At 72.5% G+C, this 25,674-nt stretch carries 26 protein-coding genes; 16 read left to right on the top strand and 10 right to left on the bottom strand.

The annotated features are described in order from the left end of the window. Positions 1-25: 25 nt before the first annotated feature. Entirely contained in the window at positions 26-913 is an 888-nt protein-coding gene (locus V2J85_RS36710; protein WP_330824012.1) for a helix-turn-helix transcriptional regulator, read from the top strand. 55 nt (positions 914-968) lie between these two features. On the opposite strand, the gene V2J85_RS36705 is transcribed toward V2J85_RS36710, so the two are convergent. After that, positions 969-1,793, bottom strand: a complete 825-nt coding sequence (locus V2J85_RS36705; RefSeq protein ID WP_330824011.1) for a class I SAM-dependent methyltransferase — start codon at positions 1,791-1,793, stop codon at positions 969-971. Positions 1,794-1,981: 188 nt separating this feature from the next. Between V2J85_RS36705 and mshA the strand changes: the two genes are divergently transcribed. From mshA to V2J85_RS36690, 3 genes are all read left to right on the top strand, one after another. Beyond that, positions 1,982-3,352 (top strand): D-inositol-3-phosphate glycosyltransferase, encoded by a 1,371-nt coding sequence (mshA, locus tag V2J85_RS36700; RefSeq protein ID WP_261956257.1) that lies wholly within the window; start codon positions 1,982-1,984, stop codon positions 3,350-3,352. Further along, positions 3,345-3,869, top strand: a complete 525-nt coding sequence (locus V2J85_RS36695) for a type III secretion system chaperone family protein (RefSeq protein ID WP_261956256.1) — start codon at positions 3,345-3,347, stop codon at positions 3,867-3,869. The genes mshA and V2J85_RS36695 overlap by 8 nt, the downstream gene beginning before the upstream one ends. 532 nt (positions 3,870-4,401) lie before the next feature. Further along, positions 4,402-5,280: a class I SAM-dependent methyltransferase gene (locus V2J85_RS36690; RefSeq protein ID WP_261956255.1), complete on the top strand. Its 879-nt coding sequence runs from the start codon at positions 4,402-4,404 to the stop codon at positions 5,278-5,280. 61 nt (positions 5,281-5,341) lie between these two features. Here the strand turns inward: V2J85_RS36690 and V2J85_RS36685 are convergent, their stop codons facing one another. Beyond that, on the bottom strand, positions 5,342-6,691 hold the full coding sequence (locus tag V2J85_RS36685; protein ID WP_330824010.1) for an alpha/beta hydrolase family protein: 1,350 nt from the start codon (positions 6,689-6,691) through the stop codon (positions 5,342-5,344). 461 nt (positions 6,692-7,152) lie between these two features. Continuing rightward, a complete protein-coding gene (locus V2J85_RS36680; protein ID WP_330824009.1) occupies positions 7,153-8,502 on the bottom strand; it encodes an MDR family MFS transporter in 1,350 nt (449 codons plus the stop codon). A gap of 236 nt (positions 8,503-8,738) precedes the next feature. Between V2J85_RS36680 and V2J85_RS36675 the strand changes: the two genes are divergently transcribed. Then, positions 8,739-9,500 carry a phosphoglyceromutase gene (locus V2J85_RS36675; RefSeq protein WP_261956252.1) on the top strand — a complete coding sequence of 254 codons (762 nt, stop codon included), beginning with the start codon at positions 8,739-8,741 and terminating at the stop codon, positions 9,498-9,500. A gap of 162 nt (positions 9,501-9,662) precedes the next feature. On the opposite strand, the gene V2J85_RS36670 is transcribed toward V2J85_RS36675, so the two are convergent. Together V2J85_RS36670 and V2J85_RS36665 are read right to left on the bottom strand one after the other, a co-directional pair. Next, positions 9,663-10,031 (bottom strand): hypothetical protein, encoded by a 369-nt coding sequence (locus V2J85_RS36670; RefSeq protein WP_330824008.1) that lies wholly within the window; start codon positions 10,029-10,031, stop codon positions 9,663-9,665. Positions 10,032-10,346: 315 nt separating this feature from the next. Further along, positions 10,347-10,784: a DUF7144 family membrane protein gene (locus tag V2J85_RS36665; protein ID WP_261956250.1), complete on the bottom strand. Its 438-nt coding sequence runs from the start codon at positions 10,782-10,784 to the stop codon at positions 10,347-10,349. A 177-nt stretch (positions 10,785-10,961) separates the two neighbouring features. Here V2J85_RS36665 and V2J85_RS36660 point away from each other — a divergent pair, with 177 nt between their 5' ends. Beyond that, positions 10,962-11,210: an SCO4226 family nickel-binding protein gene (locus V2J85_RS36660; protein WP_261956249.1), complete on the top strand. Its 249-nt coding sequence runs from the start codon at positions 10,962-10,964 to the stop codon at positions 11,208-11,210. 89 nt (positions 11,211-11,299) lie between these two features. Here V2J85_RS36660 and V2J85_RS36655 read toward each other — a convergent pair whose 3' ends face one another. Together V2J85_RS36655 and phoU are read right to left on the bottom strand one after the other, a co-directional pair. Beyond that, complete coding sequence (locus V2J85_RS36655; protein WP_261957585.1) at positions 11,300-11,458, bottom strand: hypothetical protein; 159 nt, start codon at positions 11,456-11,458, stop codon at positions 11,300-11,302. A 128-nt stretch (positions 11,459-11,586) separates the two neighbouring features. After that, positions 11,587-12,264: a phosphate signaling complex protein PhoU gene (gene phoU / locus V2J85_RS36650; RefSeq protein WP_261956248.1), complete on the bottom strand. Its 678-nt coding sequence runs from the start codon at positions 12,262-12,264 to the stop codon at positions 11,587-11,589. Positions 12,265-12,652: 388 nt separating this feature from the next. Between phoU and phoR the strand changes: the two genes are divergently transcribed. Then, on the top strand, positions 12,653-13,921 hold the full coding sequence (gene phoR, locus V2J85_RS36645) for a two-component system sensor histidine kinase PhoR (protein WP_261956247.1): 1,269 nt from the start codon (positions 12,653-12,655) through the stop codon (positions 13,919-13,921). A 5-nt stretch (positions 13,922-13,926) separates the two neighbouring features. Then, entirely contained in the window at positions 13,927-14,598 is a 672-nt protein-coding gene (phoP, locus tag V2J85_RS36640) for a two-component system response regulator PhoP (RefSeq protein WP_474064970.1), read from the top strand. Between the two features lie 135 nt (positions 14,599-14,733). Here the strand turns inward: phoP and V2J85_RS36635 are convergent, their stop codons facing one another. After that, positions 14,734-15,384 carry a copper chaperone PCu(A)C domain-containing protein gene (locus tag V2J85_RS36635; RefSeq protein ID WP_330824007.1) on the bottom strand — a complete coding sequence of 217 codons (651 nt, stop codon included), beginning with the start codon at positions 15,382-15,384 and terminating at the stop codon, positions 14,734-14,736. Positions 15,385-16,169: 785 nt separating this feature from the next. Between V2J85_RS36635 and V2J85_RS36630 the strand changes: the two genes are divergently transcribed. From V2J85_RS36630 to V2J85_RS36595, 8 genes are all read left to right on the top strand, one after another. Then, the gene (locus V2J85_RS36630) at positions 16,170-16,652 is read left to right on the top strand and encodes a CarD family transcriptional regulator (RefSeq protein ID WP_003953493.1); all 483 of its coding nucleotides are present in this window, start codon (positions 16,170-16,172) and stop codon (positions 16,650-16,652) included. A 505-nt stretch (positions 16,653-17,157) separates the two neighbouring features. Continuing rightward, positions 17,158-17,904 carry a 2-C-methyl-D-erythritol 4-phosphate cytidylyltransferase gene (gene ispD, locus V2J85_RS36625; protein ID WP_261956244.1) on the top strand — a complete coding sequence of 249 codons (747 nt, stop codon included), beginning with the start codon at positions 17,158-17,160 and terminating at the stop codon, positions 17,902-17,904. Then, complete coding sequence (ispF, locus tag V2J85_RS36620; protein WP_261956243.1) at positions 17,891-18,412, top strand: 2-C-methyl-D-erythritol 2,4-cyclodiphosphate synthase; 522 nt, start codon at positions 17,891-17,893, stop codon at positions 18,410-18,412. The genes ispD and ispF overlap by 14 nt, the downstream gene beginning before the upstream one ends. Before the next feature lie 234 nt (positions 18,413-18,646). Then, positions 18,647-19,051, top strand: coding sequence for a PPOX class F420-dependent oxidoreductase (locus tag V2J85_RS36615; protein ID WP_330823926.1), 405 nt, complete (start codon positions 18,647-18,649; stop codon positions 19,049-19,051). 157 nt (positions 19,052-19,208) lie between these two features. Next, positions 19,209-20,603 (top strand): cysteine--tRNA ligase, encoded by a 1,395-nt coding sequence (gene cysS / locus V2J85_RS36610; RefSeq protein ID WP_330823925.1) that lies wholly within the window; start codon positions 19,209-19,211, stop codon positions 20,601-20,603. Between the two features lie 128 nt (positions 20,604-20,731). Continuing rightward, positions 20,732-21,682 carry a 23S rRNA (guanosine(2251)-2'-O)-methyltransferase RlmB gene (rlmB, locus tag V2J85_RS36605; protein ID WP_261956240.1) on the top strand — a complete coding sequence of 317 codons (951 nt, stop codon included), beginning with the start codon at positions 20,732-20,734 and terminating at the stop codon, positions 21,680-21,682. Between the two features lie 199 nt (positions 21,683-21,881). Beyond that, the gene (locus V2J85_RS36600; RefSeq protein WP_330823924.1) at positions 21,882-23,516 is read left to right on the top strand and encodes a DoxX family protein; all 1,635 of its coding nucleotides are present in this window, start codon (positions 21,882-21,884) and stop codon (positions 23,514-23,516) included. Positions 23,517-23,881: 365 nt separating this feature from the next. Further along, positions 23,882-24,064 carry a hypothetical protein gene (locus V2J85_RS36595; protein ID WP_261956238.1) on the top strand — a complete coding sequence of 61 codons (183 nt, stop codon included), beginning with the start codon at positions 23,882-23,884 and terminating at the stop codon, positions 24,062-24,064. 196 nt (positions 24,065-24,260) lie between these two features. On the opposite strand, the gene V2J85_RS36590 is transcribed toward V2J85_RS36595, so the two are convergent. Together V2J85_RS36590 and V2J85_RS36585 are read right to left on the bottom strand one after the other, a co-directional pair. Continuing rightward, positions 24,261-24,989 carry a nucleotidyltransferase family protein gene (locus V2J85_RS36590; protein WP_330823923.1) on the bottom strand — a complete coding sequence of 243 codons (729 nt, stop codon included), beginning with the start codon at positions 24,987-24,989 and terminating at the stop codon, positions 24,261-24,263. A 57-nt stretch (positions 24,990-25,046) separates the two neighbouring features. Next, positions 25,047-25,463 carry a hypothetical protein gene (locus V2J85_RS36585; protein WP_261956236.1) on the bottom strand — a complete coding sequence of 139 codons (417 nt, stop codon included), beginning with the start codon at positions 25,461-25,463 and terminating at the stop codon, positions 25,047-25,049. Between the last annotated feature and the right edge of the window lie 211 nt (positions 25,464-25,674).

Below are 25,674 nucleotides of genomic sequence, written 5' to 3'. Positions count from 1 at the left end.
CGGCGCCGCGGCGCATACTGGACGGATGCTGCACGCGGAAATCGAGATCAGCTCGTTCCTCAAGGCGCGCCGCGCCGCGCTCGACCCGGCCGACCTGGGCCTGCCGAGCGGGATCGGCCGCCGCCGGGTGCGCGGGCTGCGGCGCGAGGAGGTCGCCCAGCTCGCCGGGATCAGCGTCGACTACTACACCCGCATCGAGCAGGGCCGGGCGCCCGCCATCTCCGACTCCGTCCTGGACGCCATCGCGCGGGCGCTGCGACTGTCCGGCGGCGAGGTGACGTACCTGCGCAACATCGCCGTGCCCCGGCGCCGGAGCGAGGCGGAGTGCGTGCCCGGGCCGGTTGCCGGGCGGACCGTACGGCCGGAGATCCGGCAGCTGCTGGACGCCATGGCGAGCACCGTCCCGGCCATGGTCATCGGCCGCGGCCTGGACATCCTGGCCTGGAACGCGCTCGGCGGCCGGATCGCCTTCGACCTGGACGCGCTCAGCCCGGACCGGCGGAACACCGCACTGCTGGTCTTCCTCGACCCGGCGGCCCGCGCGCTGCACCCCGACTGGGAGGACAAGGCCGTCGAGGTGGTCGGCAATCTGCGCGCCGACAGCGGCCGGCACCCGGACGACCCGCGGATCTGCGAGGTCGTGAACGAACTGCTGGCGCGCAGCGCGGAGTTCCGGCGGATCTGGGAGGCCCAGTCGGTGCGCGAGTGCCTGCGCGGGACCAAGCGCCTGAGGCACCCGGACGTCGGCGAGCTGGAGATCACCTTCGAGAGCTTCCGGCTCACCACCGACCCGGACCAGGCGCTGGTCACGTACACGGCCCCGCGCGGCTCGACGACCGAGCGGCGGCTGCGCGAACTGGCGGCCCGGCCCGCCGCGGCCCGCGGCCCGGCGGCGACCCCGCTGGCGGTGTGACCGTGGTCCGGGCGGGCGCGCGGGCGCTCGCGGGGACGAACGCACCGGACCGCGCCTAGCCGCGCGGCGCCAGCGCCTCCCAGCGCACGGTGACCTCGCCCTGGCGCCGCCGCCGCGGGTCACCGGCCAGCGGCCAGTCCGCCGCGAGGGACGTCACCGCGGCCCGCCACCGCTGCCGCGCCCCGAGCGCACCCAGCGGGGCGGCGGCCGCCCAGGCCCGGTCGAAGTCGCGCAGGAAGGCGTGCACCGGTTCGCCCGGCACATTGCGGTGTATCAGCGCCTTGGGGAGGCGTTCGGCCAGGTCGGAGGGGGTCTCCAGGGTGCCGAGCCGGGCCGCGAAGGTGACCGTGCGAGGCCCTTCGGGGCCCAGCGCCACCCATACGTGCCGGCGCCCTATCTCGTCGCAGGTGCCCTCGACCAGCAGCCCGCCGGGGGCCAGCCGCGCACACAGCCGCCGCCAGACGGCGGCCACCTCGTCCTCGTCGTACTGCCGCAGCACGTTCGCGGCCCGTATCAGGACCGGCGCCCGCCCCCGGTCGCCGGGCAGCGGCACCTCGAAGCCGCCGTGCAGGAAGTCCAGCCCCGGCTTCTCGTACGGGCGGGCGGCCGCCACCCGCGCCGGGTCGATCTCTATGCCGACGACCCGGGCGTCGGGGCGGACCGTGCGCAGCCGGCCCAGCAGCTCGACGGCGGTCCAGGGCGCGGCGCCGTAGCCGAGGTCGACCGCGACCGGGTCGGCCGCGCGGCGCAGCGCGGCGCCGTGTTCCGCGGCTATCCAGCGGTCCATCCGGCGCAGCCGGTTGGGGTTGGTGGTCCCGCGGGTCGCACTGCCGACGGGCCGGGTCGGCGCGGGGTGAGCGGGGGTGGGGCGGCGGGGCATGGCTTCGAGAGTATGGGGGGCCGGAGCCCTCCTTGTCCCACGGTCACGTGCGATCGGTCACGTGCACCGAACGGTCACACTTTGGCAAAGTGCGACGATGGACCGCCGGACGGAAATGCATCGCCCGGATGTGTTGTTGCAGCAGGTCGGTGGCGTGCCGCCGCGCCCCGGCTAGGAGGTAGCTCGACGTGAGCCCCTATGTGTCCCGGCTCCGCAGCCGTCCCCATGGCCCGTTCCCGGCACCGTCGCGGCTGCGTCTGCCCGGCGGCGCGCGCCGTCCGCGCCGGGTGGCGATGCTCAGCGTCCACACCTCCCCGCTGCACCAGCCCGGCACCGGCGACGCCGGCGGCATGAACGTCTACATCGTCGAGCTCGCCAAGAAGCTCGCCTCGATCAACATCGAGGTGGAGATCTTCACCCGCGCCACCACGGGCACCCTCCCGCCCGCCGTCGACCTCGCCCCCGGCGTCCTCGTCCGGCACGTCGACGCCGGCCCCTACGAGGGCCTGGCCAAGGAGGAGCTCCCCGCCCAGCTGTGCGCCTTCACCCACGGCGTGATGCAGGCCTGGGCCGGCCACCGCCCCGGCTACTACGACCTGGTCCACTCCCACTACTGGCTCTCCGGCCACGTCGGCTGGCTCGCCGCCGAGCGCTGGGGCGTCCCGCTGGTGCACGCCATGCACACCATGGCCAAGGTCAAGAACGCCGCCCTTGCCGTCGGTGACACCCCCGAGCCGGCCGCCCGGGTCATCGGCGAGACCCAGGTCGTCCGGGCCGCCGACCGCCTGATAGCCAACACCGCCGAGGAGGCCGACGAGCTGATCCGGCATTACGACGCCGCCCCCGGCCGGGTCGCGGTCGTCCACCCCGGCGTCAACCTCGACCGCTTCCGGCCCACCCACGGCGGCATCGCCGAGAGCCGGGCCGCGGCCCGCGCCCGCCTCGGCCTCCCCCAGGACGCGGTCATCCCGCTCTTCGCCGGGCGCATACAGCCCCTCAAGGCCCCCGACATCCTGCTGCGCGCGACCGCCGCCCTGCTGGCCGAGGACCCCTCACTGCGCTCCCGGCTCGTCGTACCGGTCGTCGGCGGCCCCAGCGGCAGCGGCCTGGCCAAGCCCGAGGGCCTGCAGAAGCTCGCCGCCCGGCTGGGCATCGCCGACCTCGTGCGGTTCCGCCCGCCGGTCGGCCAGGAACAGCTCGCCGACTGGTACCGCGCCGCCTCCGTCCTGGTCATGCCCTCGTACAGCGAGTCCTTCGGCCTGGTCGCCATCGAGGCCCAGGCCTGCGGCACCCCGGTCATCGCCGCCGCGGTCGGCGGCCTGCCGGTGGCCGTCCGCGACGGCGTCAGCGGCTTCCTCGTCACCGGCCACGACCCCGCCGACTACGCCCGCGCCCTGCGGCGCTTCCTCGAGGACCCGGACCTCGCCACCCGCATGGGCGCCGACGCCGCCCGGCACGCGCAGTCCTTCGGCTGGGACACCGCCGCCGCGGCCACCGGCGACGTCTACACCGCCGCGATGCAGGAGCGGCGGCGTCACCTACGATCGGCCCATGGCTGACGACCTGCCCCAGGCTGACGACGTACGCCCCGCGGACGCACGGCGGGTGATCGAGACGGCGCTGGACGACGCCGGCCTGGAATGGGAGTCCCCGTCCGACGGCAACTACGTCGTCAAGCTCCCCGGGACCCGCAAGCTGTCGACGACCTGCTCGCTCATCGTCGGCCGGCACTCCCTCTCCATCAACGCCTTCGTCGTCCGCCGCCCGGACGAGAACCACGAGGCCGTGCACCGGTGGCTCCTGGAGCGCAACACCCGCCTCTACGGCGTGAGTTACGCGATCGACAAGCTCGGCGACATCTACCTCGCCGGCAAGCTGCCGCTCATCGCGGTCACACCGGACGAGCTGGACCGCATCCTCGGCACCGTCCTCGAGAACGCCGACGGCAGCTTCAACACCCTCCTCGAAATGGGCTTCGCCACGGCCATCCGCAAGGAGTACGCGTGGCGGGTCTCGCGGGGGGAGTCGACGCGGAACTTGGACGCTTTCGCGCATCTGACGCGTAGGGGCGAGTAGCCCACGTACCTGGCTGTCCCGCCGTGGTGGTTTCTCGCCGTTGCGCCTGCGGCGGGCTGGGTGGTTGTTGGGTGCGGTGACGGGCCTCCGGGGCCGGTTGTGTGGACTGCTGACGCTTTACGTCCACACAACCGGCCCCTCCGGCCCGTCCCCTCCCGTTGGAGGAGTGGGAAAGGCCGGTGGGGGTGTACGTAATGCCACGTGCGTGCAGGCAACAGACAACGCACGCCCCCAACCAGCTCAGAAACTCCCACTCACGGGAGGGGCTGGACCGGAGGACGAAGTCTGGAGGGCCGGCACCGCACCCGACAAACAACGCCCGCCGCCAGGCGCAACGGCGAACAAGCCCCGCGGCGGGACGGCCGGGTACGTGCGGGGCGCCGCAAAGCGCGCAACGGCGAACAACCCCGACGGCGGGACAGACGGGTACGTGGGGAGATTGCCAGAACGGCAATAAAGATTGCCGGTGTGCCCCGGTCAGCCGCATCGTCGGCATGGAGCTGACGGCACACCAACCGGAGGGACGGAAGCGATGAGCGGCGACAAGCACGGGCAGCACCACCACGGCCACCTCGGGCACGACGACGACTTCGACTGGGCCGCGATGGCCGATCTGCTGGAGCTGGAGGGCGAGGTCCACAGTCCCTACGTGCGCCAGGCGTTCGAGGAGCTGACGCAGCTGAGCCCGCGCCGTGTCCTGGACATCGGCAGCGGCCCCGGGGTGGCCGCCTGCCGACTGGCGGCGCTGTTCCCGCAGGCCGAGGTCACGGCGGTGGACGGCACGCCGGAGCTGCTGGTCCGTGCCCGGGAGCGGGCCGAGCGGCTCGGCGTGCCGCTGCGGACCAGGGTCGCCGAATTCCCGGCGGGCCTCGCCGACCTGGGCCCGGCGGACCTGGTGTGGTCCGGGCAGGTCGTGCACCACGTCGGCGACCAGCAGGACGCCCTGAACCGGCTGGCCCGCCTGCTCACCCCGGGCGGCGTCCTCGCCATCGTCGAGGGCGGACTGCCGCCCCGCTGGCTGCCGCGCGACCTCGGCTTCGGCCGTCCTGGCCTGCAGGAACGCATCGACGGCGCGACCGCGGTCCGCTTCGGCCGGATGCGGGACGAGCTGCCCGGCTCGGTGGCGGTGGTCGAGGACTGGCCGGGCATGCTGCGGGCCGCGGGGCTCACCGGCGCACGGAGCCGGACCTTCCTCGTGGACCGGCCGGCCCCGCTGGAGGACGGCACCCGGCAGTTCGTACGGCGGTCCCTGGAGCGCTGCCGGGACACCCTCGCCGACCACCTGGACGCCGAGGACCTCGCGACCCTGGACCGGCTCCTCGACCCGGCCGACCCGGCGGGCGTCGACCGGCGCCCGGACCTGTTCCTGCTGACGGCGAAGACGGTGCATTACGCGTCGTCGCCGGAGTGAGGGGGCGGGAAGGCGAGCTGCCCGGCCGGTCCGTGGGGACCGGCCGGGCAGGTCCGCGTGCTCACGGTACGAACCGGACCTCCGGGTAGTGCGCGGACGGCCGGTCCAGCAGCCCGCCGTCCTCCCGTCCGCGCAGCCACCGGTCGAAGAACGCCGAGACGTAGGCCCGTTGGGCCGCGACCGCCCGGGCCGGCCGCACCGACCCGATCATCTTCGCCACCTCGGCCGGAGGCAGCCCCACCCGCCGGGCGACCTGTGGGATCAGCGTCTCCGCGTCCGTGTACGTCGCGTGGCGGCTGCCGCGCAGCGTCAGGTCGCGCAGCCAGGCGCCGTGCCGGCCCTTGCTGTGTTCCCAGACCGCGCCCCAGGAGGCCACCGTGTGGTGGGTGTCCCCGTCCATCCCCATCAGCAGCAACGGCCGGTCGACGCCGTCCCGGCCGACCGTCGACGGGTTCGACGGGTCGTCGTCCCGCTGGGTGTAGCCCATCACCCCGTCCAGGTTCGCCGCGGCCCGGATCCGCCGGTCGTCGTGCATCGTCTGCGCCGCGGTGAACCCGCCGGCCGACTGCCCGAACATCCCCACGGCGCCCATGTCCGGCACCCCGCGCAGCCCGCGCGGCAGCGGGGAGGCGTCCCCCCGCCGGCCCAACTCGTCGAGCACGAACCGGGTGTCGGCCACCCGCACCGCGCTGACCTTCCGCAGCAGCTCCGTCATCCGCCCGGCCTTCTGCGCCTTGGTGATCTCCGCCGGCATCACGCTGCGGGCCACCCGCCCGCCCGGGAACTCCACGGCCGGCGCCTCGTAGGTGTGGTCGAGGGTGACCACCACGTATCCGCGTGACGCCAGTTCGTCGCAGAGCGTGCTGCCGAATCCGCGCGGATCGCCCGCGCCGGGGGAGTAGAGCACCACCGGCAGCCGCTGCCCGGGCCGCCGCGCCGCCACCGGTGCCCCCGTGTGCGCGGCGGTCCGGGTGGCCTGCCAGGCGACCTTCCCCGGCGGTACCTGCTCCGAGAAGCTGTTCATCCGGTCGAACGCGGCCGCCTCACGCGGCGTCATCTGCGCGGCACGCGGATACCGCCCGGCCGTTGCGCCCGCCGGATACCGAACGCTGACCATCAACTCCCGGTACCGGTGCCCCGGGGTCCCGCCACCCCACGGATCGCGCCGCTGACGGTCGATCAGATGCAGGGCCGCCGTGCCGACCTGGTAGCGGCCGGTGGGCGCCGGGAGGGTCATGGCTGCCGACGCACGGCTTTCCCCCGTACCGGCCGGCCGGCCCGTCGCGGATGGCTTCTCCGGCGCCGTACCGGCCGTCGCTATCGCCCCTCCCGCCACCAGCGCCCCGCCCATCGCCAGCACCCCGACCGCCGCGCCCCACCGCGTCACCCGTCGCTCCACACCCGTGCCCATGCCCAACTCCCCGCCCGTTCCGCCGGATCGCCCGTACGCCCGGACCGCTCGCCGGCCCGCCCGTACACACCACCAGCGTCCCGAAACGCCCCGCCCGGCTCGACCGTGCAGCCACGTCTCTTGGGGGTGGGGCTACCACGAACATCGCGTGGCCGGGCCCCCGGTGCCTCGTCTGCGGGGACTGGTCACGGCACCCGGTGGCGCACCGGAGCGCGGGCGAACGGCTCACCGGTGGCCTTGGCGTAGGCCATGCGCGCGCGCCTCGGCGAGCGTGCGGGGTCGGTAACCGGGGCCGGCAGCGGCGTTCGTGGTCGCCTTCGTACGGCTGCTCGGAGGAGGCCCGGCAGGGGAGGCGGACGTACGAGGTCCTGGACCGGGGCGTGGTCGCGGCGTGTGACATGGCCGCGAGGCCGGCCACGAAGGGCTTGAAGGGCGACGGGTTTCCGGCGCTCAGCCCGCCGTCACGCGACCGGTTCCCCCGTCGCCGGAGCGGCCGCCGGTGCGGTGGCAGGAGCGGAAGCGGAAGGGGAAGTGGTGGTCGTGGCCGGCTGGGCCGGGAGGCTGCGCAGCAGGAGGCCGTAGCCGAGGGCCGCCACCGTGCCGACCACCGCGCAACCGGCCCAGAGGGCGTTCGCGCCGTAGTGGTCGATGACCGTGCCGCCGATCAGCGGGGCGGACAGGGAGGCGATGGACCAGGAGAGCGCGTACATGCCCTGGTAGCGGCCGCGGCCGTGTACGGGGGAGAGGCGTACCACCAGGCCCATCTGGGTGGGGGAGTTGATGATCTCGCCGAGCGTCCAGACGGCGACCGCGAGGGCGTACATGGCGACCGAGCCGGCCAGCGCGGTCAGCCCGAAGCCGTAGCCGGCGAGCAGTGCCGAGCCGATGAGGAGCGTCGCGGGGCTGCGGTGCTCGATGAAGCGGGTCACCGGGATCTGCAGGAGGACGATCAGGATGCCGTTGACCGCGATGACGGCGCCGAAGTCCGCGCTGGAGAAGCCGTCCTGTCCCATCGAGACCGGCATGGAGACGTAGGCCTGCTGGAAGAGCAGGGCCAGCAGGAGGTTGAGGCCGACGACGGTCATGAAGCGGCCGTCGCGCAGCACGGTCAGCATGGAGACCGGGGCGGCGGACGCGCCCTCGGCGGCGGGGTCCTGCGGGCCGGCCGGGGTGTCGGCGGTGGGGCGGGATTCGGGGAGCTTGCAGAAGACCACCAGCGCGCAGGTCAGCACCAGCGTCGATTCGCCGAGGAAGAGGGCCAGATAGCCGTGCTGCGCGATGAGGCCGGCCGCGGTGGAGGAGATCGCGAAACCGAGGTTGATCGCCCAGTAGTTGAGGGAGAAGGCGCGCACCCGGTCCTCGGGGGCGACGATGTCGGCCATCATCGCCTGGACGGCGGGGCGGGAGGCGTTGGTCGCCATCCCGACGACGCCGGCCACCACCGCGATGGCCACCGGGTCCTCCATGAAGCCGAGCACCGCCACGGACACCGACGTCGACAGCTGCGCGATCAGCATCGTGGGCCGCCGCCCGAGCCGGTCGGTCAGCACCCCGGCGCCCACGGAGGAGATCACCCCGCCGAGTCCGTAGAGCGCGCCGACCAGGCCCGCGTACGAGGCGGAGTAGCCGCGCTCGACGGTGAGGTAGAGGGCCAGGAACGTGGCGACGAACGCGCCCAGCCGGTTGATCAGGGTGCTGGTCCAGAGCCACCAGAACTGCCGGGGCAGTCCGGAGACGCTGTCGACGGCGGCTCGCCGGAGGGCGGACAACCGGCCCGGGCGGGACTCGTGGGACGGAGTAGGCGTGGGCATGACAGTGAATTCCCCCGGGCGGTGTGCGGTGCGGTGCGAGGTGTCGCGTGGTGGGTGAGTGGCGGTCGACGACCGGCTCACTGTCAGATGTGTAAGTGGCTCTGGCTGTAAGCGCAACCTACATACCGCCCCGCCCCGGCCACCAGTCATTTGACGAAAAGCGTCAAACGTCACGCGGAAGACCAGGTCCTGGACCTGGGCAAGGCCATATCCGGATTTCGATTACGCTCGACGGCATGGCCGACGCACCGTACAAGCTGATCCTGCTCCGCCACGGCGAGAGTGAGTGGAACGCGAAGAACCTGTTCACCGGCTGGGTGGACGTCAACCTCAACGAGAAGGGCGAGAAGGAGGCGGTCCGCGGCGGAGAGCTGCTCAAGGACGCCGGCCTGCTCCCCGACGTCGTGCACACCTCCCTCCAGAAGCGCGCCATCCGCACCGCGCAGCTGGCCCTGGAGGCCGCCGACCGCCACTGGATTCCCGTGCACCGTTCGTGGCGGCTGAACGAGCGCCACTACGGCGCGCTGCAGGGCAAGGACAAGGCGCAGACCCTGGCCGAGTTCGGCGAGGAGCAGTTCATGCTCTGGCGCCGCTCGTACGACACCCCGCCGCCCGCGCTCGCCAACGACGCGGAGTTCTCGCAGTTCGACGACCCCCGCTACGCCACGCTCCCGCCGGAGCTGCGCCCGCAGACCGAGTGCCTCAAGGACGTCGTCGTCCGCATGCTGCCGTACTGGTTCGACGGCATCGTCCCGGACCTGCTCACGGGCAAGACGGTCCTGGTCGCCGCCCACGGCAACAGCCTGCGCGCCCTGGTCAAGCACCTCGACGGCATCTCCGACGCGGACATCGCCGGCCTGAACATCCCCACCGGCATCCCGCTCTCCTACGAGCTGGACGCCGACTTCCGCCCGATCACCCCCGGCGGCACCTACCTCGACCCGGAGGCCGCCAAGGCCGCCATCGAGGCCGTGAAGAACCAGGGCAAGAAGAAGTAACGATTGCGATCACGCCCCTCACCTGCATGTTCGGTGCAGGCGAGGGGCCGTCGCGTTCTTGGGCCGCCTGCGGGCCGCCTGTGGGCCGGCAGTGCGGCGGATCCTGTGGCCGGAGCGCCGGTACTCGCCGACCGCCTTGCCGCTGCCGCTCTGTGCGGTCTGTTACACGATCCCGTAGACCAAGGCCCCGTGGGAGCCCGAAACGGCCTTGCCCTTCCTGCCGTTGAACGCCTGGAGCGTGAACCGCTGTCCGTTCCGGAGCTTGGGCGTGTACGTCCGGCACTGGCCGCTGCCCTTGGTCATGTCGTAGCCGTAGAAGTTGCCGTCGTCCTCGATCGTCACCATGACGGTGAGGCCGTCAGCGGCGTTGTCGCACACCTTGAGCGTGTTGGTGGAGCTGTTGAACACGGCGCTCCCCTTGTTCATGTAGTGGGGGTGCGCGGTGTACGAGGCCGCGTGTGCGGGCGCGGTCGCGAGCACGGTGGCTGCCGCGGCGAAGGCAGCAGCCCCCAGCGTCCGGGCGTAACGCATGTTTCCTCTTTCTCCGGGTGAGTCGTACAAGATCGCGACGCTACCAGCATGATCAACCGCAGGGAGCGGGAAGACGGGCTGCGGACCACGTCAGGCCGGAGCCGGCCGGCCGCTGACGGCGCACGGGCAGCGAGAAGGCCCGCCACCAGGCAGAAAGGGCAGGTGGCGGGCCCTCAGGCGGGGATGACTTCTGCTTGCCCCGGGGGCGGAGGTCGAGTGACGGCGACCGGCAACGCATCCCAACATCCGCTCAGCAGCAGGTCGGTTGGGGCGCAGGGGCTGCCGACCAGGGGGGAGGAACGGTCCCGGTGGCCCTCAGACGCGCTCCCCCGGTACGTGCCGGGGGACGGAGACCAGGCCGTAGATGACGAGCAGGGACATGGCCATGACGAAGATCGACCAGTAGGGGAACGCCGACAGGAAGATGAGCTGGCCCACGAGGCAGGCGGAGGCCAGCACGATGCCGGTGATCCGCGCGGCCCGCGCCCCGAGGAAGACGCCCAGGCTCGCCAGGACCTGGGCCACGCCGATGATGATCCACACCCAGCCCCAGAAGGCGAAGTTGAAGATCAGCAGGCGGTTGCCGTGGTTGGCGGTCGTGGCGTAGTAGCCGTGGTCGAGCAGGGCGACGAAGCCGTTGATCAGGTCGAACAGGCCGCTCAGCATCAGCAGGATGCCGGCGAAAGCGACCCAGTGGGACCGTTCGGCGGGCGGTACGGAACGGCTTTCCGGTGTGGGCTGACTCGACTCCATGTGTCCCATCGAGCCGGGCGGGGGACGGCGGCGCAACCGGCGGGGGGCCGTTGGGACGAGGCGCCGGGCGGTGTCCCGGGGGACGTCCGGGGCGTGCGGAGGCAGCATGGAAGGGAGGGAAGGGGCGGCCGGGGGAGGGGCAGGCGGTATTCCTCCGCGACGGGAAGGATGAGAGCGATGCCCAAGTTCATGGACATCCATCGCAACATGAAGGGCCTCACGGCCGAGCAGCTCAAAGAGGCGCACCAGGCGGACCTCGACATCCAGGGCGAGGAGGGCGTGACGTTCGAGCACGCCTGGGCCGACACCGACTCCGGTGAGGTGTTCTGCCTGTCGGAGGCGCCCTCGGCGGAGGCCGTCCAGCGCATCCACGAGCGCGCCGGACACAAGGCGGACGAGGTCCACCAGCTGACGCTCAGCGTGTGACCCGCACAACGGGCCCCGGCCGGTATCGCTGCCGGCCGGGGCCCGGGTGGCGCCGTGCTGTCGTGACGCGGGCCTGTCGTGACGGGCCGCTAGCAGCCGCCGCCGCACTGGCAGGCGCCGCCCGACTGGCAGCCGCAGCTGCAGCCGGGACCGCAGCTGCACCCGGCGAGCAGCGGGAGCTGCGGGCGGTCGCCGGCCGTCGGGGTGTGCGGGGACGCGGGGTTCGGAGAGTCCGCCATGAGTGCCATGCATTGCCTCCTAGGGGTCACCTGAAGCCATTGCATGCCCGCGCGCCGAGGCGCGTCAACGGCGCGCGGAGGCACACCGCAACGGCGCACGGTGGCGCGCAGGCAGACGTACCGGGCCGACCGCGGACCTACGCGCCCTCGACCGGCGCCGCCGGGGCGATCTCGTCGGCGTGCTCACCGGTGACGAGGTAGACCACCCGCTTGGCGACCGACACCGCGTGGTCCGCGAAGCGCTCGTAGTAGCGGCCGAGCAGGGTCACGTCCACGGCCGTCTCGATGCCGTGCTTCCAGCGGTCGTCCATCAGGTGCTGGAAGAGCGTGCGGTGCAGCAGGTCCATCGCGTCGTCGTCCTGCTCCAGCTGGAGCGCCAGGTCGACGTCCTTGGTGATGATGACCTCGGCCGCCTTCGCCATCAGGCGCTGCGCCAGCTGCCCCATCTCCAGGATGGTGGCGTGCAGATCGCGCGGCACGGCCGTCTCCGGGAAGCGCAGCCGGGCCAGCTTGGCCACGTGCTGGGCCAGGTCGCCGGAGCGCTCCAGATCGGCGCTCATCCGCAGCGAGGTGACGACGATCCGCAGGTCGGTGGCGACCGGCTGCTGCCGCGCCAGCAGGGCGATCGCCCGGGCCTCCAGATCGCGCTGGAGGTCGTCGACCTTCTCGTCGCCGGCGATGACGTGCTCGGCCAGCTTCAGGTCCGCGTCGAGTATCGCCGTGGTGGCGCGCCCGATCGCGGAGCCGACGAGCCGGGCCATTTCGACCAGGCCCTCGCCGATCGAATCCAGCTCCTCGTGGTACGCGTCCCGCATCTGTGTCCTTCTCTCGCGTCGAGTGTCGGGTGTCGTGTGTCGCGTGGGGGGGGGGAGTGCGGCGGTGGGTCCCGGCGGTGGTCCGGTGTCCACGCTCTCACGGTCCGTGTCCGCGCGGGTCCCTCCCCGGGCGGCACCGGCCCGTCACCCGGACCGCACCCTCACCCTGCGGCCGGATCGCGACCTGCGGTGCCACCGGGGGTGAACCGGCACCGACGTCAAGGTGAACTCTGGGCGACCTGCCACCGCCTCCGGGGCGGCCGCCCGCCCGGCGCCGGCGTCCGGAGTGAACCCGCGCGGACGCCCCGGTGAACTCTGGGCGACGGCTGTCCGAGCAGCGGCTCGCGAGGCTTGGGGGAGTGTCGGACCCGGCACATACTCTGGAGTCATGAACGTGGATGCGGCCGTTGCCGCAGTGGCAGCGATCGCCGGGTTGTGCACCGGCGTCTTCGCCATGCTGGCGTTCCGCTGGAGCGAGCGCGACCAGGCCAAGCCCACCCGCTCCTCGCTCCACACGGACGCGGTGCTGCCGCCCGGCGTCGACACCGTCCTGTCGGTGCTCCGCTCCTCCGCCGTGGTCCTCGACGAGGCCGACGCGGTCGTCAAGGCCAGCTCCGCGGCGTACGCGCTCGGGCTGGTCCGCGGCGGCAAGCTCGCCGTCGAGCCGATGATGCAGATGGCCCGGGACACCCGCAGGGACGGCGAGATACGCCAGGTCGAGCTGGACCTCCCGCGCCGGGGCACCGGCCGCGGCGAGGCGCTCGCGGTCTCCGCCCGGGTCGCCCCGCTCGGCTCCCGGCTCGTCCTGCTGCTGGTCGAGGACCTCACCGAGGCCCGCCGCATAGAGGCGGTCCGCCGGGACTTCGTCGCCAACGTCAGCCATGAGCTCAAGACGCCGGTCGGCGCGCTGTCGCTGCTCTCCGAGGCCGTGATGGACGCCAGCGACGACCCCGAGGCGGTCACCCGCTTCGCCGGCCGGATGCAGAACGAGGCCACCCGCCTGACCAACCTCGTCCAGGAGCTGATCGACCTCTCCCGGGTCCAGAACGACGACCCGCTGGAGGACGCCGAGCCGGTCCGCGTCGACGAGCTGGTCGCCGAGGCGATCGACCGCTGCCGCCAGCAGGCCGGCGCCAAGCAGATCACCATGGCCTCCGGAGGCACCGCCGACCTGAGCGTCTGGGGCAACCGCGGCCAGCTCGCCGCGGCCCTGGGCAACCTCGTCGAGAACGCCGTCAACTACTCCCCGGCCCGCACCCGCGTCGGGATCGCCGGCCGGCGGATCTCCGCGCCCGGAGGCGATCTGATCGAGCTCGCCGTGACCGACCAGGGCATCGGGATATCCGAAAAGGACCGGGACCGCATCTTCGAGCGGTTCTACCGCGTGGACCCGGCGCGCTCCCGCGCCACCGGCGGGACCGGCCTCGGCCTCGCCATCGTCAAGCACGTGGCCGCCTCGCACGGCGGGGAGGTCACGGTGTGGAGCGCTGAGGGACAGGGCTCCACCTTCACCCTGCGTCTCCCGGAAGCCGGGGCCGTACGCGACCGCGAACGGCCCGACGACCTCGCCGCGGAGGGCCTCGACGACGAGGACCGCCCGTACGAGACCTTCAACGATCCGCTCCCTGCTCATCCAGCCCCGGAGGTCCTTCCGTGACCCGAGTGCTCGTCGTCGAGGACGAGGAATCGTTCAGCGATGCACTGTCGTACATGCTCCGCAAGGAGGGCTTCGAGGTAGCCATCGCGGCTACGGGCCCTGACGGACTGGACGAGTTCGAGCGCAACGGCGCCGACCTCGTCCTGCTGGACCTGATGCTGCCGGGCCTGCCCGGCACCGAGGTCTGCCGCCAGCTGCGCAGCCGCTCCAACGTCCCGGTCATCATGGTGACCGCCAAGGACAGCGAGATCGACAAGGTCGTCGGCCTGGAGATAGGAGCCGACGACTACGTCACCAAGCCCTTCTCCTCCCGCGAACTGGTCGCCCGCATCCGCGCCGTGCTGCGCCGCCGCGGCGAGCCGGAGGAGGTCACCCCGCAGGCCCTGGAGGCCGGCCCGGTCCGGATGGACGTGGACCGCCACGTCGTCACGGTCTCCGGCGGCAAGGTCGACCTCCCGCTGAAGGAGTTCGACCTCCTGGAGATGCTGCTGCGCAACGCGGGCCGGGTGCTGACCCGCATGCAGCTGATCGACCGGGTCTGGGGCGCCGACTACGTGGGCGACACCAAGACCCTCGACGTGCACGTCAAGCGCCTGCGGGCCAAGATCGAGCCCGACCCGGGCGCGCCGCGCTACCTCGTCACGGTCCGCGGGCTGGGCTACAAGTTCGAGCCGTAGAGACACCTTCTCGGGGACGCCGACGGCCGCCGCGGGCAAGGTGTGCGCGGCGGCGCGCCGGAGTACGCGTCAGGGGCGCCCATCCGGGGGGATGGGCGCCCCTGACACGTTCTCCGGGCCCGTGCGGGCCGTGGCTCAGTGGGCCGAAGCCGACGCCTTGGGCGAGGCGGAGCCGGCGCCGGCCTTGGGCTTGCCGGACTCCGACGGCGAGGCCGACTCGGACGGCGAGGCGGAGCCGGACGGCGAGGCGGAGCCGGACGGCTGCGGCACCTGGGAGGGTCCGTAGCCCTCGAAGTACTCCTTCGCCGGGACGACGTAGGCACCCAGCTCCACCTTGCCGGCGGAGCTGAAGCTGAACGTCAGCGGCTGGAGGTTGCCGTCCTGGACGGCCTCCCGGCCGCTGGCGAGCACGGCCGAGGCGTTGCCCTGGCCGCCGATCACGACGGAACCGCCGGCGGGCACGGTGATCGCGCCCGCGGAGCCGCCGGCCGGCGACAGCTTGGCCGACTGGCCGGTGCCGTTGACGGAGATGGCGGTCAGCTTCTGGTCCTTGGCGCCGTTGTTGAAGACCGTCGCGGTGACCACGGCCGGGCCCTTGGCGTTCAGGTCGGGCTGGGTGACCACGGACGCGTTCTGGATCTTGATGTCGCCCGCGGAGGTCGCGGCGTTGTCCGGCTTGACCTGCAGCGTCTGGGCGTCGTTCCCGGCCCCGCAGGCGGACAGCGAGGCGATCGAGAGCGAAAGGACGGTGGCGGCGAGGACGCCGCGTCGAAGGCTGCGGCTCACGGCGGCGGCATCTCCTTGACGAGCTACGGCGGCCGAACGTTCGTGCCCGGTCGCGGATGGACGGCTGGGGCGGTCCTGCGTACGCGTCATGACGACGGGCACGTAAAGCCGCCCTAAGGGTGTGTCAGCGCCGCTAGGTTACCGAGCCGTCCCCGCGCCGCCGCACCCGACCCGCCCCCAGCGGGATCACGGGCCCCCGGCCCGCGCGCGCCCCGGCGAAAGCCGGCCGTGGTTCGGGGCCCCGGCCGGCGAAGGGACGGGGAATCCGCGGCCGCCCGCGCGGAACACCCACGAGGGTGCGGAACACCCGACGACAACCGGGATGAACGGGCACCGACAACACGCCGGAATATCTTCGGACGGCCGTTCGGGTGCCGGCCCGCCGAATCCGCGCCGTTTTCCCCGGCCGAAAAGGAGTATTCGAAGGGAATGTGAAGGCCCCGCGGAATTGATCACACTGTTCGGCCGTCGAGCGGTGATCAATTCGGGAAACGGCCGCAAGGGGCCCGTGAGCAGCCGAACGGAGTAGCGGAACTCGCTCATGCGGATCCGTGCAAAACGGGACTTTCGACCTCTCGATCAAGGGCTTCCAGGTGTGTGACGGGCACGTTTCCGCCCACCCGAGAAGCCCCTCCGACCTGCGAATACCCGCGTCCCGGACCCCCTCGAAGCACGTCCCGGCCGCTGTTGTCAAGCCCCGAGATATGCCCTGACCTGCGAAAACGCCATTCAGAACGGTCCGTTCCCGTGTTAGCATGGATAGCCACGGAAGGGGTACCTGTCACATGACGTTCAAGGTTGGCGACACCGTGGTCTATCCCCATCACGGGGCCGCGCTGATCGAGGCCATCGAAACTCGCCAGATCAAAGGCGTGGACAAGACCTACTTGGTGCTGAAGGTCGCCCAGGGCGACTTGACTGTTCGTGTGCCAGCGGACAATGCGGAGTTCGTCGGCGTACGCGACGTGGTTGGTCAGGACGGGCTGGACCGGGTCTTCGAGGTGCTGCGTGCACCGTATGCCGAAGAGCCCACGAACTGGTCCCGTCGCTACAAGGCAAATCTTGAGAAGCTCGCTTCCGGCGACGTGATCAAGGTCGCCGAGGTCGTGCGTGACCTGTGGCGGCGCGAGCGGGAGCGTGGACTCTCCGCAGGTGAGAAGCGGATGCTCGCGAAGGCCCGCCAGATCCTGGTGAGCGAGCTGGCCCTCGCCGAGAACACCAACGAAGACAAGGCCGAGGCCCTGCTCGACGAGGTCCTCGCGTCCTGACGACGCTGTCCGGCGCCCCGCCGACGCAGCGACGAGCGACGTAGCAATGACGTAGCAATGCCGCGGTGCCCGAGTGACGACCTCCTCTGTGGAGGGTCTGTTGCCGGGCGCTGCGGCATATCTGGCTGTGACGTCTGACTGCGGACGTCTGACTGCGGACGTCCGACTGCGACATTGTGGCCGCGACGATCTGGCGGCTGTGACGATCTGGCGGTGAAACTCGCGCCGTGAAAGTCACGCCGTGAATATCGCGTGGTGACGGACCGGCGGTGAAACGGGGCCGGTCCGTGAAAGGCGGGCTGCCGACGGGACGCCGGGCCCACCCAGGTGTGCCGGGCCCGGGCAGCTGCCCCGACCGATGTCACGGAAGGGTCCGGTCAAGGCGTCGCACCCGGCACTCCCCAGCTCTTACGGGCGGGGGTTCTCCCAGGCCATACCCACCTCGTCCGAGGAAACAAACCTGTCTGCCCCAATTCCGGGCTCGCCCCGGACTCCGGAGCCATCGATGTCAGATCCCACCCGCCCGATCCGCACCGCCGTGGTGATCCCGGCCGCCGGCCGCGGTGTCCGGCTCGGTCCCGGCACCCCCAAGGCGCTGCGCACGCTGGGCGGCACTCCCATGCTGGTGCACGCCGTCCGCGCGATGGCCGCCTCCCGAGCCGTCTCCCACATCGTCGTGGTCGCCCCGTCCGACGGCGCCACCGAGGTCGACCGCCTGCTGCACGAGTACCCGCTCGCCGACCGCACCGAGCTCGTCGTGGTCCCCGGCGGGCGGACCCGCCAGGAATCCGTACGCCTCGGCCTGGCCGCGCTGCCCGAGGGCATCGACGTGGTGCTGGTGCACGACGCGGCGCGCCCGCTGGTCCCGGTCGACACCGTCGACGCGGTGATCGCGGCGGTACGCGCCGGAGCCCCCGCCGTGGTCCCCGCGCTGCCGCTCGCCGACACCGTCAAGCAGGTCGAGCCGCAGCCCCAGGGCACCCCCGAGCCGGTCGTCGGCACCCCCGAGCGGTCCCTGCTGCGCGCCGTGCAGACCCCGCAGGGCTTCGACCCGGAGACGCTGCGCAAGGCGCATGACACCGTCGTGGAGGGCGAGGGCGCCACCGATGACGCCGGGCTGGCGGAACGCCTCGGCGTACCGGTCGTGGTCGTGCCCGGTCACGAGGAGGCGTTCAAGGTGACCCGGCCGCTGGACCTGGTCCTGGCCGAGGCCGTACTCGCCCGGAGGAGGGCCACCGATGGCTACGTCTGAGCAGACCCCCGCCGGCCCGCTGGTCCCCCTCGTGGGCATCGGCACCGACGTGCACGCCTTCGAGCAGGGCCGTGAGCTGTGGTGCGCCGGGCTCCTGTGGGACGCCGCGGAGAGCGACGGCTACGGGCTGGCCGGCCACAGCGACGGCGACGTGGCCGCGCACGCCGCCTGCGACGCGCTGTTCTCGGCGGCCGGCGTCGGCGACCTGGGGGCGCACTTCGGGACGAGCCGCCCCGAGTGGTCCGGTGCCTCCGGGGTGACCCTGCTGGCCGAGGCCGCCCGGATCGTCCGCGCCGAGGGCTTCACCATCGGCAACGTGGCGGTGCAGGTGATCGGCGTCCGCCCGAAGGTCGGCAAGCGGCGCGACGAGGCGCAGAAGGCGCTCTCGGCGGCCGTCGGCGCGCCGGTCTCGGTCTCCGGGACCACCTCGGACGGGCTGGGCCTGACCGGCCGCGCCGAGGGCCTGGCGGCGGTCGCCACGGCCATCGTCTTCCGTGTGACGGCGTAATACGGAAGACGCGGGTCCGACCACGGCGTAATACGGAAGACGCGGGTCCGACCACGGCGTCATACGGAAGACGCGGGTCCGACCACGGCGTCATCCGGAAGGCGCGGGTCCGATCGGCCCAACAGCGGCCGGTCGGACCGGCGGCGGCCGGCGGGAATGCCGGGCGGCGCACGGGTGTTGAGGCAGGATCGGAGTGCTCGTGTCCCTCGGAACGGCCCGCAGGAAGGACCTCTCGTGACTGCCACCCTGTCCGACGACCTCAAGATGCTCCTCGACACCCCGGTCTTCGTGACCGTGGCGACGATCCAGCCCGACGGCAGCCCCCAGGTCTCGCCGGTGTGGGTGAAGCGGGACGGCGACGACCTGCTGATCTCGACGACCGTCGGCCGCCGCAAGGAGGCCAACCTCCGCCGGGACCCGCGCGTCTCGGTCGTCCTCCAGCCCTTCGACGCCCCGTACACCTACGCCGAGGTCCGCGGTACGGCGTCGCTGACGACCGAGGGCGGGCCGGAGCTGATCGACGAGCTGTCGCTGAAGTACACCGGCAAGCGGTATGCCGAGTTCAACCCGGCGGCGGGCGAGGACGCCCAGCGGGTGGTGGTCCGGATCACGCCGCGCAAGGTGGTCGGCCGTATCTGAGAGGCCGTGTCCGGCGCCGCCCACCGGGGACGGAAGTGCCCCGCGGGCGGCCCGCACTTCAGGCTTTACTTCCGGCAAATCGGACGGATATGACGGTTCTGTGTCCCCGTGGCCGATGCGTCACGGGGCACTGCCAGGTTCCGACTACCCTGGTTCCGTGACGATTCGCCTGTACGACACCAGCGCCCGGCAGATTCGCGACTTCACCCCGCTCACGCCGGGCTGCGTCTCGATCTACCTGTGTGGTGCGACCGTGCAGGCCGCCCCGCACATCGGGCACATCAGGTCGGGGCTGAACTTCGACATCATGCGCCGCTGGTTCGCCCACCGCGGCTACGACGTGACGTTCGTCCGGAACGTCACGGACATCGACGACAAGATCATCGCGAAGTCGGCCGAGCAGGGCCGCCCGTGGTGGTCGATCGGCTACGAGAACGAGGTCGCCTTCAACGAGGCGTACGACGCCCTCGGCTGCCTGCGTCCCACCTACGAACCGCGCGCCACCGGCCACATCCCCGAGATGATCGAGATGATGCGCGGCCTGATCGAGCGCGGCCACGCCTACGCCGCGGACGGCAACGTCTACTTCGACGTCGCGTCCTTCCCGGAGTATCTCCGGCTCTCCAACCAGGAGTTGGACAACCTCCGCCAGCCGTCCGGCGAGGGCGAGACCGGCAAGCGCGACACCCGCGACTTCGCCATGTGGAAGGCCGCCAAGGCGGGTGAGCCCAGCTGGGAGACGCCCTGGGGTCGCGGCCGGCCCGGCTGGCACCTGGAGTGCTCGGCGATGGCCCACAAGTACCTGGGCACCGCCTTCGACATCCACGGCGGCGGCGTCGACCTCGTCTTCCCGCACCACGAGAACGAGATCGCGCAGGCCAAGGCGTACGGCGACGACTTCGCCCGGTACTGGACCCACAACGCCTGGGTGACCATGGGCGGCGAGAAGATGTCCAAGTCGCTGGGCAACTCCCTGCTGGTCTCGGAGATGGTCAAGCGCTGGCGCCCCATCGTGCTGCGCTACTACCTCGGCACCCCGCACTACCGCTCGATGATCGAGTACAGCGAGGACGCGCTGCGCGAGGCCGAGTCGGCGTTCGCCCGGATCGAGGGGTTCGTCCAGCGGGCGGTCGAGAAGGTCGGCGTCGTCGAGCCCGCGGCCGAGGTCCCGCCGGCCTTCGCCGAGGCGATGGACGACGACCTGGGCGTCCCGCAGGCGCTGGCGATCGTGCACACCACCGTCCGGCAGGGCAATTCCGCGCTGACCGCGGACGACAAGGAATCGACGGTGGCCCGGTTCGCCGAGCTGCGCGCGATGCTGGGCGTGCTCGGTCTGGACCCGCTCGACGAGCGCTGGTCCGGCGGCGGCACCGACCGCGGAGAGGACCTGCACGGCGTCGTCGACTCCCTCGTCCGCCTCGTCCTCGACCAGCGGCAGTCGGCCCGCGCGCGCAAGGACTACGCCACCGCCGACGCCATCCGCGACCAGCTCCAGCAGTCCGGCCTGGCCATCGAGGACACCCCCTCCGGGCCGCGCTGGTCGCTGTCCTGACCCCCGTCGCGCCCGTGGGCGGCCCACCGGATTCGCCCTTCCCGGCGGACACGGGCGACACTCAATCCATACGTACGTACCCACTCCACGTCGCGAGACGTCGAGAGCAGTGAAGAAACAGGTGACCCATGGCCGGCAACAGCCAGCGCAGGAACCGCCGCACGTCCAACAAGAAGGGCGCGCAGGTCGGCAGCGGCGGTAAGCGGCGCCGGAGCCTGGAGGGCAAGGGCCCCACCCCGCCCGCGTCCGCGCGCAAGGGACACGTCAAGAACCGTCTCGCCAACGCCAAGGCGAAGCAGGCCGCCAAGCGCCCGGCGCCGCGCCGCGGCGGCGCCAAGGGCACCGCCGAGCTGGTCGTGGGCCGCAACCCGGTCGTCGAGGCGCTGCGCGAGGGCGTGCCCGCCACGACGCTGTACGTGCAGCAGTTCATCGACAGCGACGAGCGGGTCCGCGAGGCGCTGCAGCTCGCCGCCGACCGCGGGATGAACATCCTGGAGGCGCCGCGCCCCGAGCTGGACCGGATGACCAACGGCCTCAACCACCAGGGCCTGGTCGCCCAGATCCCGCCGTACGACTACGCGCACCCCGAGGACCTGGCCGCGGCCGCCTTCGACGCCGGCGAGGACCCGCTGATCGTCGCGCTGGACGGGGTCACCGACCCGCGCAACCTCGGCGCGGTCGTCCGCTCCGTCTCCGCCTTCGGCGGCCACGGCGTGGTCGTGCCGGAGCGCCGGGCCGCCGGGATGACGGCCGGCGCCTGGAAGACCTCCGCGGGCACCGCCGCCCGCACCCCGGTCGCCCGGGCCACCAACCTCACCCGCGCCCTGGAGTCGTACCAGAAGGCCGGTCTGACCGTCGTCGGCCTGGCCGCGGACGGCGACACCGAGCTGCAGGACCTGGAGGTCCTGGACGGCCCGGTCGTCATCGTCGTCGGCAGCGAGGGCAAGGGCCTGTCGCGGCTGGTCGGCGAGACCTGCGACCTGCGCGTGCGGATCCCGATGCCGGGCGGCGCGGAATCGCTGAACGCCGGTGTCGCGGCCGGCGTCGTCCTGTGGGAGGCGGCCCGCCGGCGCGCCTGACCGTCCGCGGCCCGGGGGCGTACGTCCGCGTACGCCCCCGGGGCCCACGGCTCCGCGCCCCGCCCCTCCTCACCCTGGGGCACAACCTGACCCTCCGTGCGGCTTTTGGACGCTCATCCCGCATCCCGTGATCTTTTGACGGGTCTCGGACAGATCGACCCGGTCAAGGCAGTGTCTTAACCGCGGGTCACTCGGTTAGATGAGCGTGGACACCAGAACACCCCGCACGCCTACGGGGGGACGCTCGCCGGGCTTCGATGACGAGCCGGGCCTGAGCTCGGTCAAGGTGCCGTGCGATCCCGCGCAGGTCATCGTCAACCACGCCAGCTTCCGCGTACAGCTCGCCGCGCCCATGGCGGGTGACGCCATGGCCGACACCGCGCGCATCCCCGCCGTCCGCGCACCGTCCTCCGGTGCCAGACGCCGGGCTCCCGTGGTGTGGAGCGGCCGCACCACGCCGGGCGGCACGGCCGGCGCCACCACCCAACTCCTGCACGCGGTGCGCGACACGGGCATCGGCCTCGACGGCGGCCAGGGCGACGACGTCGGCACGACCCAGGTCCTGCCGCGGGTCCGGCTCGACGAGTCCGCCCCCGCCCAGACCGTGATCGGCCAGCGCGGCCCCGCCGAATCCGACCGCACCCTGCTGCGCGGCGTACGCCCGGTGGTCAGCGCCTACGCCGACAACAGCGGCGCGCCCCCCTACCGCCCCGCCTACGGCGGCCGCGGCCCCGCCGAGGACAGCTACGACGACGACCACTTCGAGGCCCGGGACCCCTACGACACCGGGTCCCGCCGTCGTGGCGCCGACACCGTCCGGCACGCCTACTACCCGGGCCGCCGGATGAACCTCGGCGTGGTCCTCCTCCCGCTGCGGATCTTCCTCGGCCTGATCTCCGTCTACGCCGGCATGGGCAAGCTCTGCGACCCCGTCTACTTCGACGGCGGGGAGCGCGGCTCGATGGTCAAGTGGCTGCTGTCGCTCGACCCGTGGGCGCTGGCCGTACCGCTGCGCGACTTCGCCGTCGCCCACCCCGTGGGCGCCGGCCTGACCGTCGCCTTCCTCCAGGTCGTCGTCGGCGTCCTGACCATGTGCGGACTGTGGCAGCGGCTCGCCGCGTCGATCGGCGCGCTGCTCTCCGCCGCCCTGCTGATGACCGTCAGCTGGCGCACGGTTCCCGCCTACGACGCGCCCGACATCATCTACCTCGCCGCCTGGAGCCCGCTGATCATCGCGGGCGCGCCCGTCTACTCCATGGACGCCCGGCTGGCCGGCGAGGCGTGGCGGCGGCTCGGGCCCCGCGTGGAGGTCGCCGACCTGCGCCGCCGGGTGCTGCGCCGCGGCGCGATGATGACCACGATGGTGGCCGGGCTGACCCTGCTCATCGGCTCGCTGCTCGGCGGCGCCGTACGGTCCGCGACGGTCACGCCCGTGCCGCGGCCCGGTGAGCCCGCGATCAACAACCTGCCCGGCTCGCCACTGCCCCGCCCCGGCAAGGACGCCACCCGGCCGGGCCGGCACCACCCCGGCAGCGCCTCCTCCCGCGCCGGCACGCCGTCCGCGGGCGCCTCGCACAAGGCCCACAAGCCCCGCCCGTCCGCGTCGACGCCGGGCACCGGCCGTTCGACGGGCTCCACCAGCGGCCTCTCGCAGCAGCCCGGCGCGACCACCAGCGCCCCGCAGCAGACCGTCCCGACCCGCGTCCCCGTCCCGACCCACGCCCCCTCCGCGGGCGGCACCGGCGGCGGCACGACCGGCACGGACTCCACGGGCTCGGCCGGCTCCGGCGACTCCGGCAGCCGCGGAAGCACACTGGGCGGGCTGCTGGGCTGAGCTCCTGATCAGGGGGCTCCTCGCCGCCCACCCCCTGGGTTTTGCCGCCGCCCACCCCCTTCGGGGGGTGGGCGGCGGTGTGTGGGGCGGTTGCCGCGGTACGGGGCGCAGTGTGCGGGGCGCGGCCGGAATCACGGATCGGCAATATCGGCACACGGCTTTTGTAGCGCGGGCATCATGTGCTGACCGACCAGCGAATGGGGCCCGCCATGTCGTCTCAGAAGCCTGCTCCGGAGCCACCTCGGCCGCCTCGCGGTGCACCGATATACCTCGACGGCGACGGAACCCTGAGGGTCAACCAGTGGCGGGCTCCCGCGAGGGGCGCGACCGTCCAGACCATCGACGGCACGGGCAAGCGGGTCACCGTGACCCGACTGTTCGTGACCGGCGTGTTCGCCTTCGCGTTGAAGAAGAAGACCGGCGCACTGTCCGTCGTGGTGTGTGCAGCGGACGGAGACAGCGCAACGGTGAAGGTCTCGGCGAAGAAGGCCCAGAACGTCATGGCCTGGGCCGTCGCGTTCAACGCCTGGTCCGAAGCGAACAGCTGAGTCGCACCGGCCGCCCCGAACACCTGCGTATGGCTCCGCGGAGCGCCGCGTGCGACCGTCAGGCGCGCGTACATGGCGAGGGCGAGCCCCGGTGGGCCGACGGGCGGCCGGGAGGCTGCAGTGGCCGCTCAGGGGCGTTCAGGCCGCGTAGGGGACGCGTGGGTCGGCCGCGGCGTACGGGGTCACCCGCGAGCCCTCAACGCCCCTGGGCGCTCAGTTCCTTGGCGGCCTCGGTGAGGTCCTTGGCCGTGTCGATGGCGCGCCAGTACGCGCCGTGCGGAAGCGGGTAGCCGGCCAGTCGGCGTTCGCGGGCGAGGCGGGGGAAGGTCATGCGCTCGTGGTCGCCGCGTACCGGCAGCAGGTCCGTGAAGGCGGCGGAGAAGACGTAGACGCCGGCGTTGATGAGGTACGGGGAGGGCGGCGCCTCGATGAAGTCCAGTACGTGCCCGAACGCGTCGGTCTCCACGGCTCCCCAGGGGATGCGGGGGCGGGCCAGCGCCAGCGTGGCCTCGGCGTCGCGTTCGTGGTGGAAGGCCGCCATCTCGCGCAGCGGGAAGCGGGTCCAGATGTCGCCGTTGGTGGCGTACCAGGGTTCGTCCGGGCGGGGCAGCGAGCCGGCCGCGTACTTGAGGCCACCGCCGCGGCCCAGCGGCTCGGTCTCGACCACCGTCGTGACGCGCAGGGGGAGTTGGGCGTGGTCCAGCCACTCCTGGAGCACTTCGGCGAGATGACCGCAGGAGATGACGACATCGGTCACGCCCTCGTCGGCCAGCCAGTTCAGCTGATGGCCGATGATCGGGGTTCCGGTTCCGGGAATCTCGACCATCGGCTTGGGGCGGTCATCGGTGTACGGGCGGAGACGCGAGCCCTGGCCGCCGGCCAGGACCACGGCCTGCGTGGGGTACGAATGCTGGGCGCCTGTCATGGTTCGCACCCTATGGGGTGCGAGGAGCGGTCGGTGGCTACGCGGGGCGGGGCACGGTCACTGGGCGCCCGCGACGCCGGTGGCGAAGGAGGTGTCGCAGACCGGACGGGAGTAGGCCTGGGCGCGGTGCGCGGCACCGTACTTGGCGACCGCGGCCCGGCCGAGGTCACGTGCGATCGAGGCGCAGTGCCTGGCGAGCGAGGGGTGCTTGGTGGTCGCCTTCTGGAGGTCGGTGAGGGCGACGCCGGGGTCCTTCTCCTGGAGCTCGACCAGGAGGCGCTTGCGCAGGGCCTCCTGGGGGGCGACCGGGTTGGCCTTGGTGGAGGCCTTCCCGGCGGACGCGGTCAGCATCTGGGAGTCGGTGGCCGTCGTCGCCCACGGGACCCGGGTGACCGCGAGGGTCCCGGAGAGTACGAGGACGACGGGGAGGACGAGAGCGAGGGTTCTGCCGATGCGGCGGGCTGCGGAGTTCACGGTCGTGATGGTAGCGAGGAGTGATGATTTGGCGACATTTGGTCACCTTATCGAGCGACGTAATGCCTCGTCGGTCCAGTAGTGATGTTGACGCACTGGTACGAAAAGCCCGTTCTGTCCCTGTGTGGCGAGCGCCGTACGGCCGGGAACGCAGCGGTGGGGGGGGGGGGGGGGGCGCGGACACCCCCCCCCCCACACCCCCCCCCCCCCC

The organism is Streptomyces bugieae (assembly GCF_036352915.1).
In the GTDB taxonomy this organism is placed as follows: domain Bacteria; phylum Actinomycetota; class Actinomycetes; order Streptomycetales; family Streptomycetaceae; genus Streptomyces; species Streptomyces endophytica.
Note: the sequence above shows the minus strand (reverse complement) of the source record. Positions and strands in the feature narration are given on the sequence as shown.

What these genes read in the sequence shown, in the direction of transcription:
- V2J85_RS36690 (WP_261956255.1), top strand. Translation starts at nt 4,402, where the DNA reads ATGAGCGGCGACAAGCACGGGCAGCACCACCACGGCCACCTCGGGCAC.
- V2J85_RS36665 (WP_261956250.1), bottom strand. Translation starts at nt 10,784, where the DNA reads ATGGAGTCGAGTCAGCCCACACCGGAAAGCCGTTCCGTACCGCCCGCC.
- V2J85_RS36630 (WP_003953493.1), top strand. Translation starts at nt 16,170, where the DNA reads ATGACGTTCAAGGTTGGCGACACCGTGGTCTATCCCCATCACGGGGCC.
- V2J85_RS36655 (WP_261957585.1), bottom strand. Translation starts at nt 11,458, where the DNA reads ATGGCACTCATGGCGGACTCTCCGAACCCCGCGTCCCCGCACACCCCG.
- rlmB (WP_261956240.1), top strand. Translation starts at nt 20,732, where the DNA reads ATGGCCGGCAACAGCCAGCGCAGGAACCGCCGCACGTCCAACAAGAAG.
- V2J85_RS36675 (WP_261956252.1), top strand. Translation starts at nt 8,739, where the DNA reads ATGGCCGACGCACCGTACAAGCTGATCCTGCTCCGCCACGGCGAGAGT.
- V2J85_RS36705 (WP_330824011.1), bottom strand. Translation starts at nt 1,793, where the DNA reads ATGCCCCGCCGCCCCACCCCCGCTCACCCCGCGCCGACCCGGCCCGTC.
- V2J85_RS36660 (WP_261956249.1), top strand. Translation starts at nt 10,962, where the DNA reads ATGCCCAAGTTCATGGACATCCATCGCAACATGAAGGGCCTCACGGCC.
- V2J85_RS36685 (WP_330824010.1), bottom strand. Translation starts at nt 6,691, where the DNA reads ATGGGCACGGGTGTGGAGCGACGGGTGACGCGGTGGGGCGCGGCGGTC.
- ispF (WP_261956243.1), top strand. Translation starts at nt 17,891, where the DNA reads ATGGCTACGTCTGAGCAGACCCCCGCCGGCCCGCTGGTCCCCCTCGTG.
- phoU (WP_261956248.1), bottom strand. Translation starts at nt 12,264, where the DNA reads ATGCGGGACGCGTACCACGAGGAGCTGGATTCGATCGGCGAGGGCCTG.
- V2J85_RS36695 (WP_261956256.1), top strand. Translation starts at nt 3,345, where the DNA reads ATGGCTGACGACCTGCCCCAGGCTGACGACGTACGCCCCGCGGACGCA.
- phoR (WP_261956247.1), top strand. Translation starts at nt 12,653, where the DNA reads ATGAACGTGGATGCGGCCGTTGCCGCAGTGGCAGCGATCGCCGGGTTG.
- V2J85_RS36670 (WP_330824008.1), bottom strand. Translation starts at nt 10,031, where the DNA reads ATGCGTTACGCCCGGACGCTGGGGGCTGCTGCCTTCGCCGCGGCAGCC.
- V2J85_RS36680 (WP_330824009.1), bottom strand. Translation starts at nt 8,502, where the DNA reads ATGCCCACGCCTACTCCGTCCCACGAGTCCCGCCCGGGCCGGTTGTCC.
- V2J85_RS36590 (WP_330823923.1), bottom strand. Translation starts at nt 24,989, where the DNA reads ATGACAGGCGCCCAGCATTCGTACCCCACGCAGGCCGTGGTCCTGGCC.
- V2J85_RS36710 (WP_330824012.1), top strand. Translation starts at nt 26, where the DNA reads ATGCTGCACGCGGAAATCGAGATCAGCTCGTTCCTCAAGGCGCGCCGC.
- V2J85_RS36600 (WP_330823924.1), top strand. Translation starts at nt 21,882, where the DNA reads ATGAGCGTGGACACCAGAACACCCCGCACGCCTACGGGGGGACGCTCG.
- ispD (WP_261956244.1), top strand. Translation starts at nt 17,158, where the DNA reads ATGTCAGATCCCACCCGCCCGATCCGCACCGCCGTGGTGATCCCGGCC.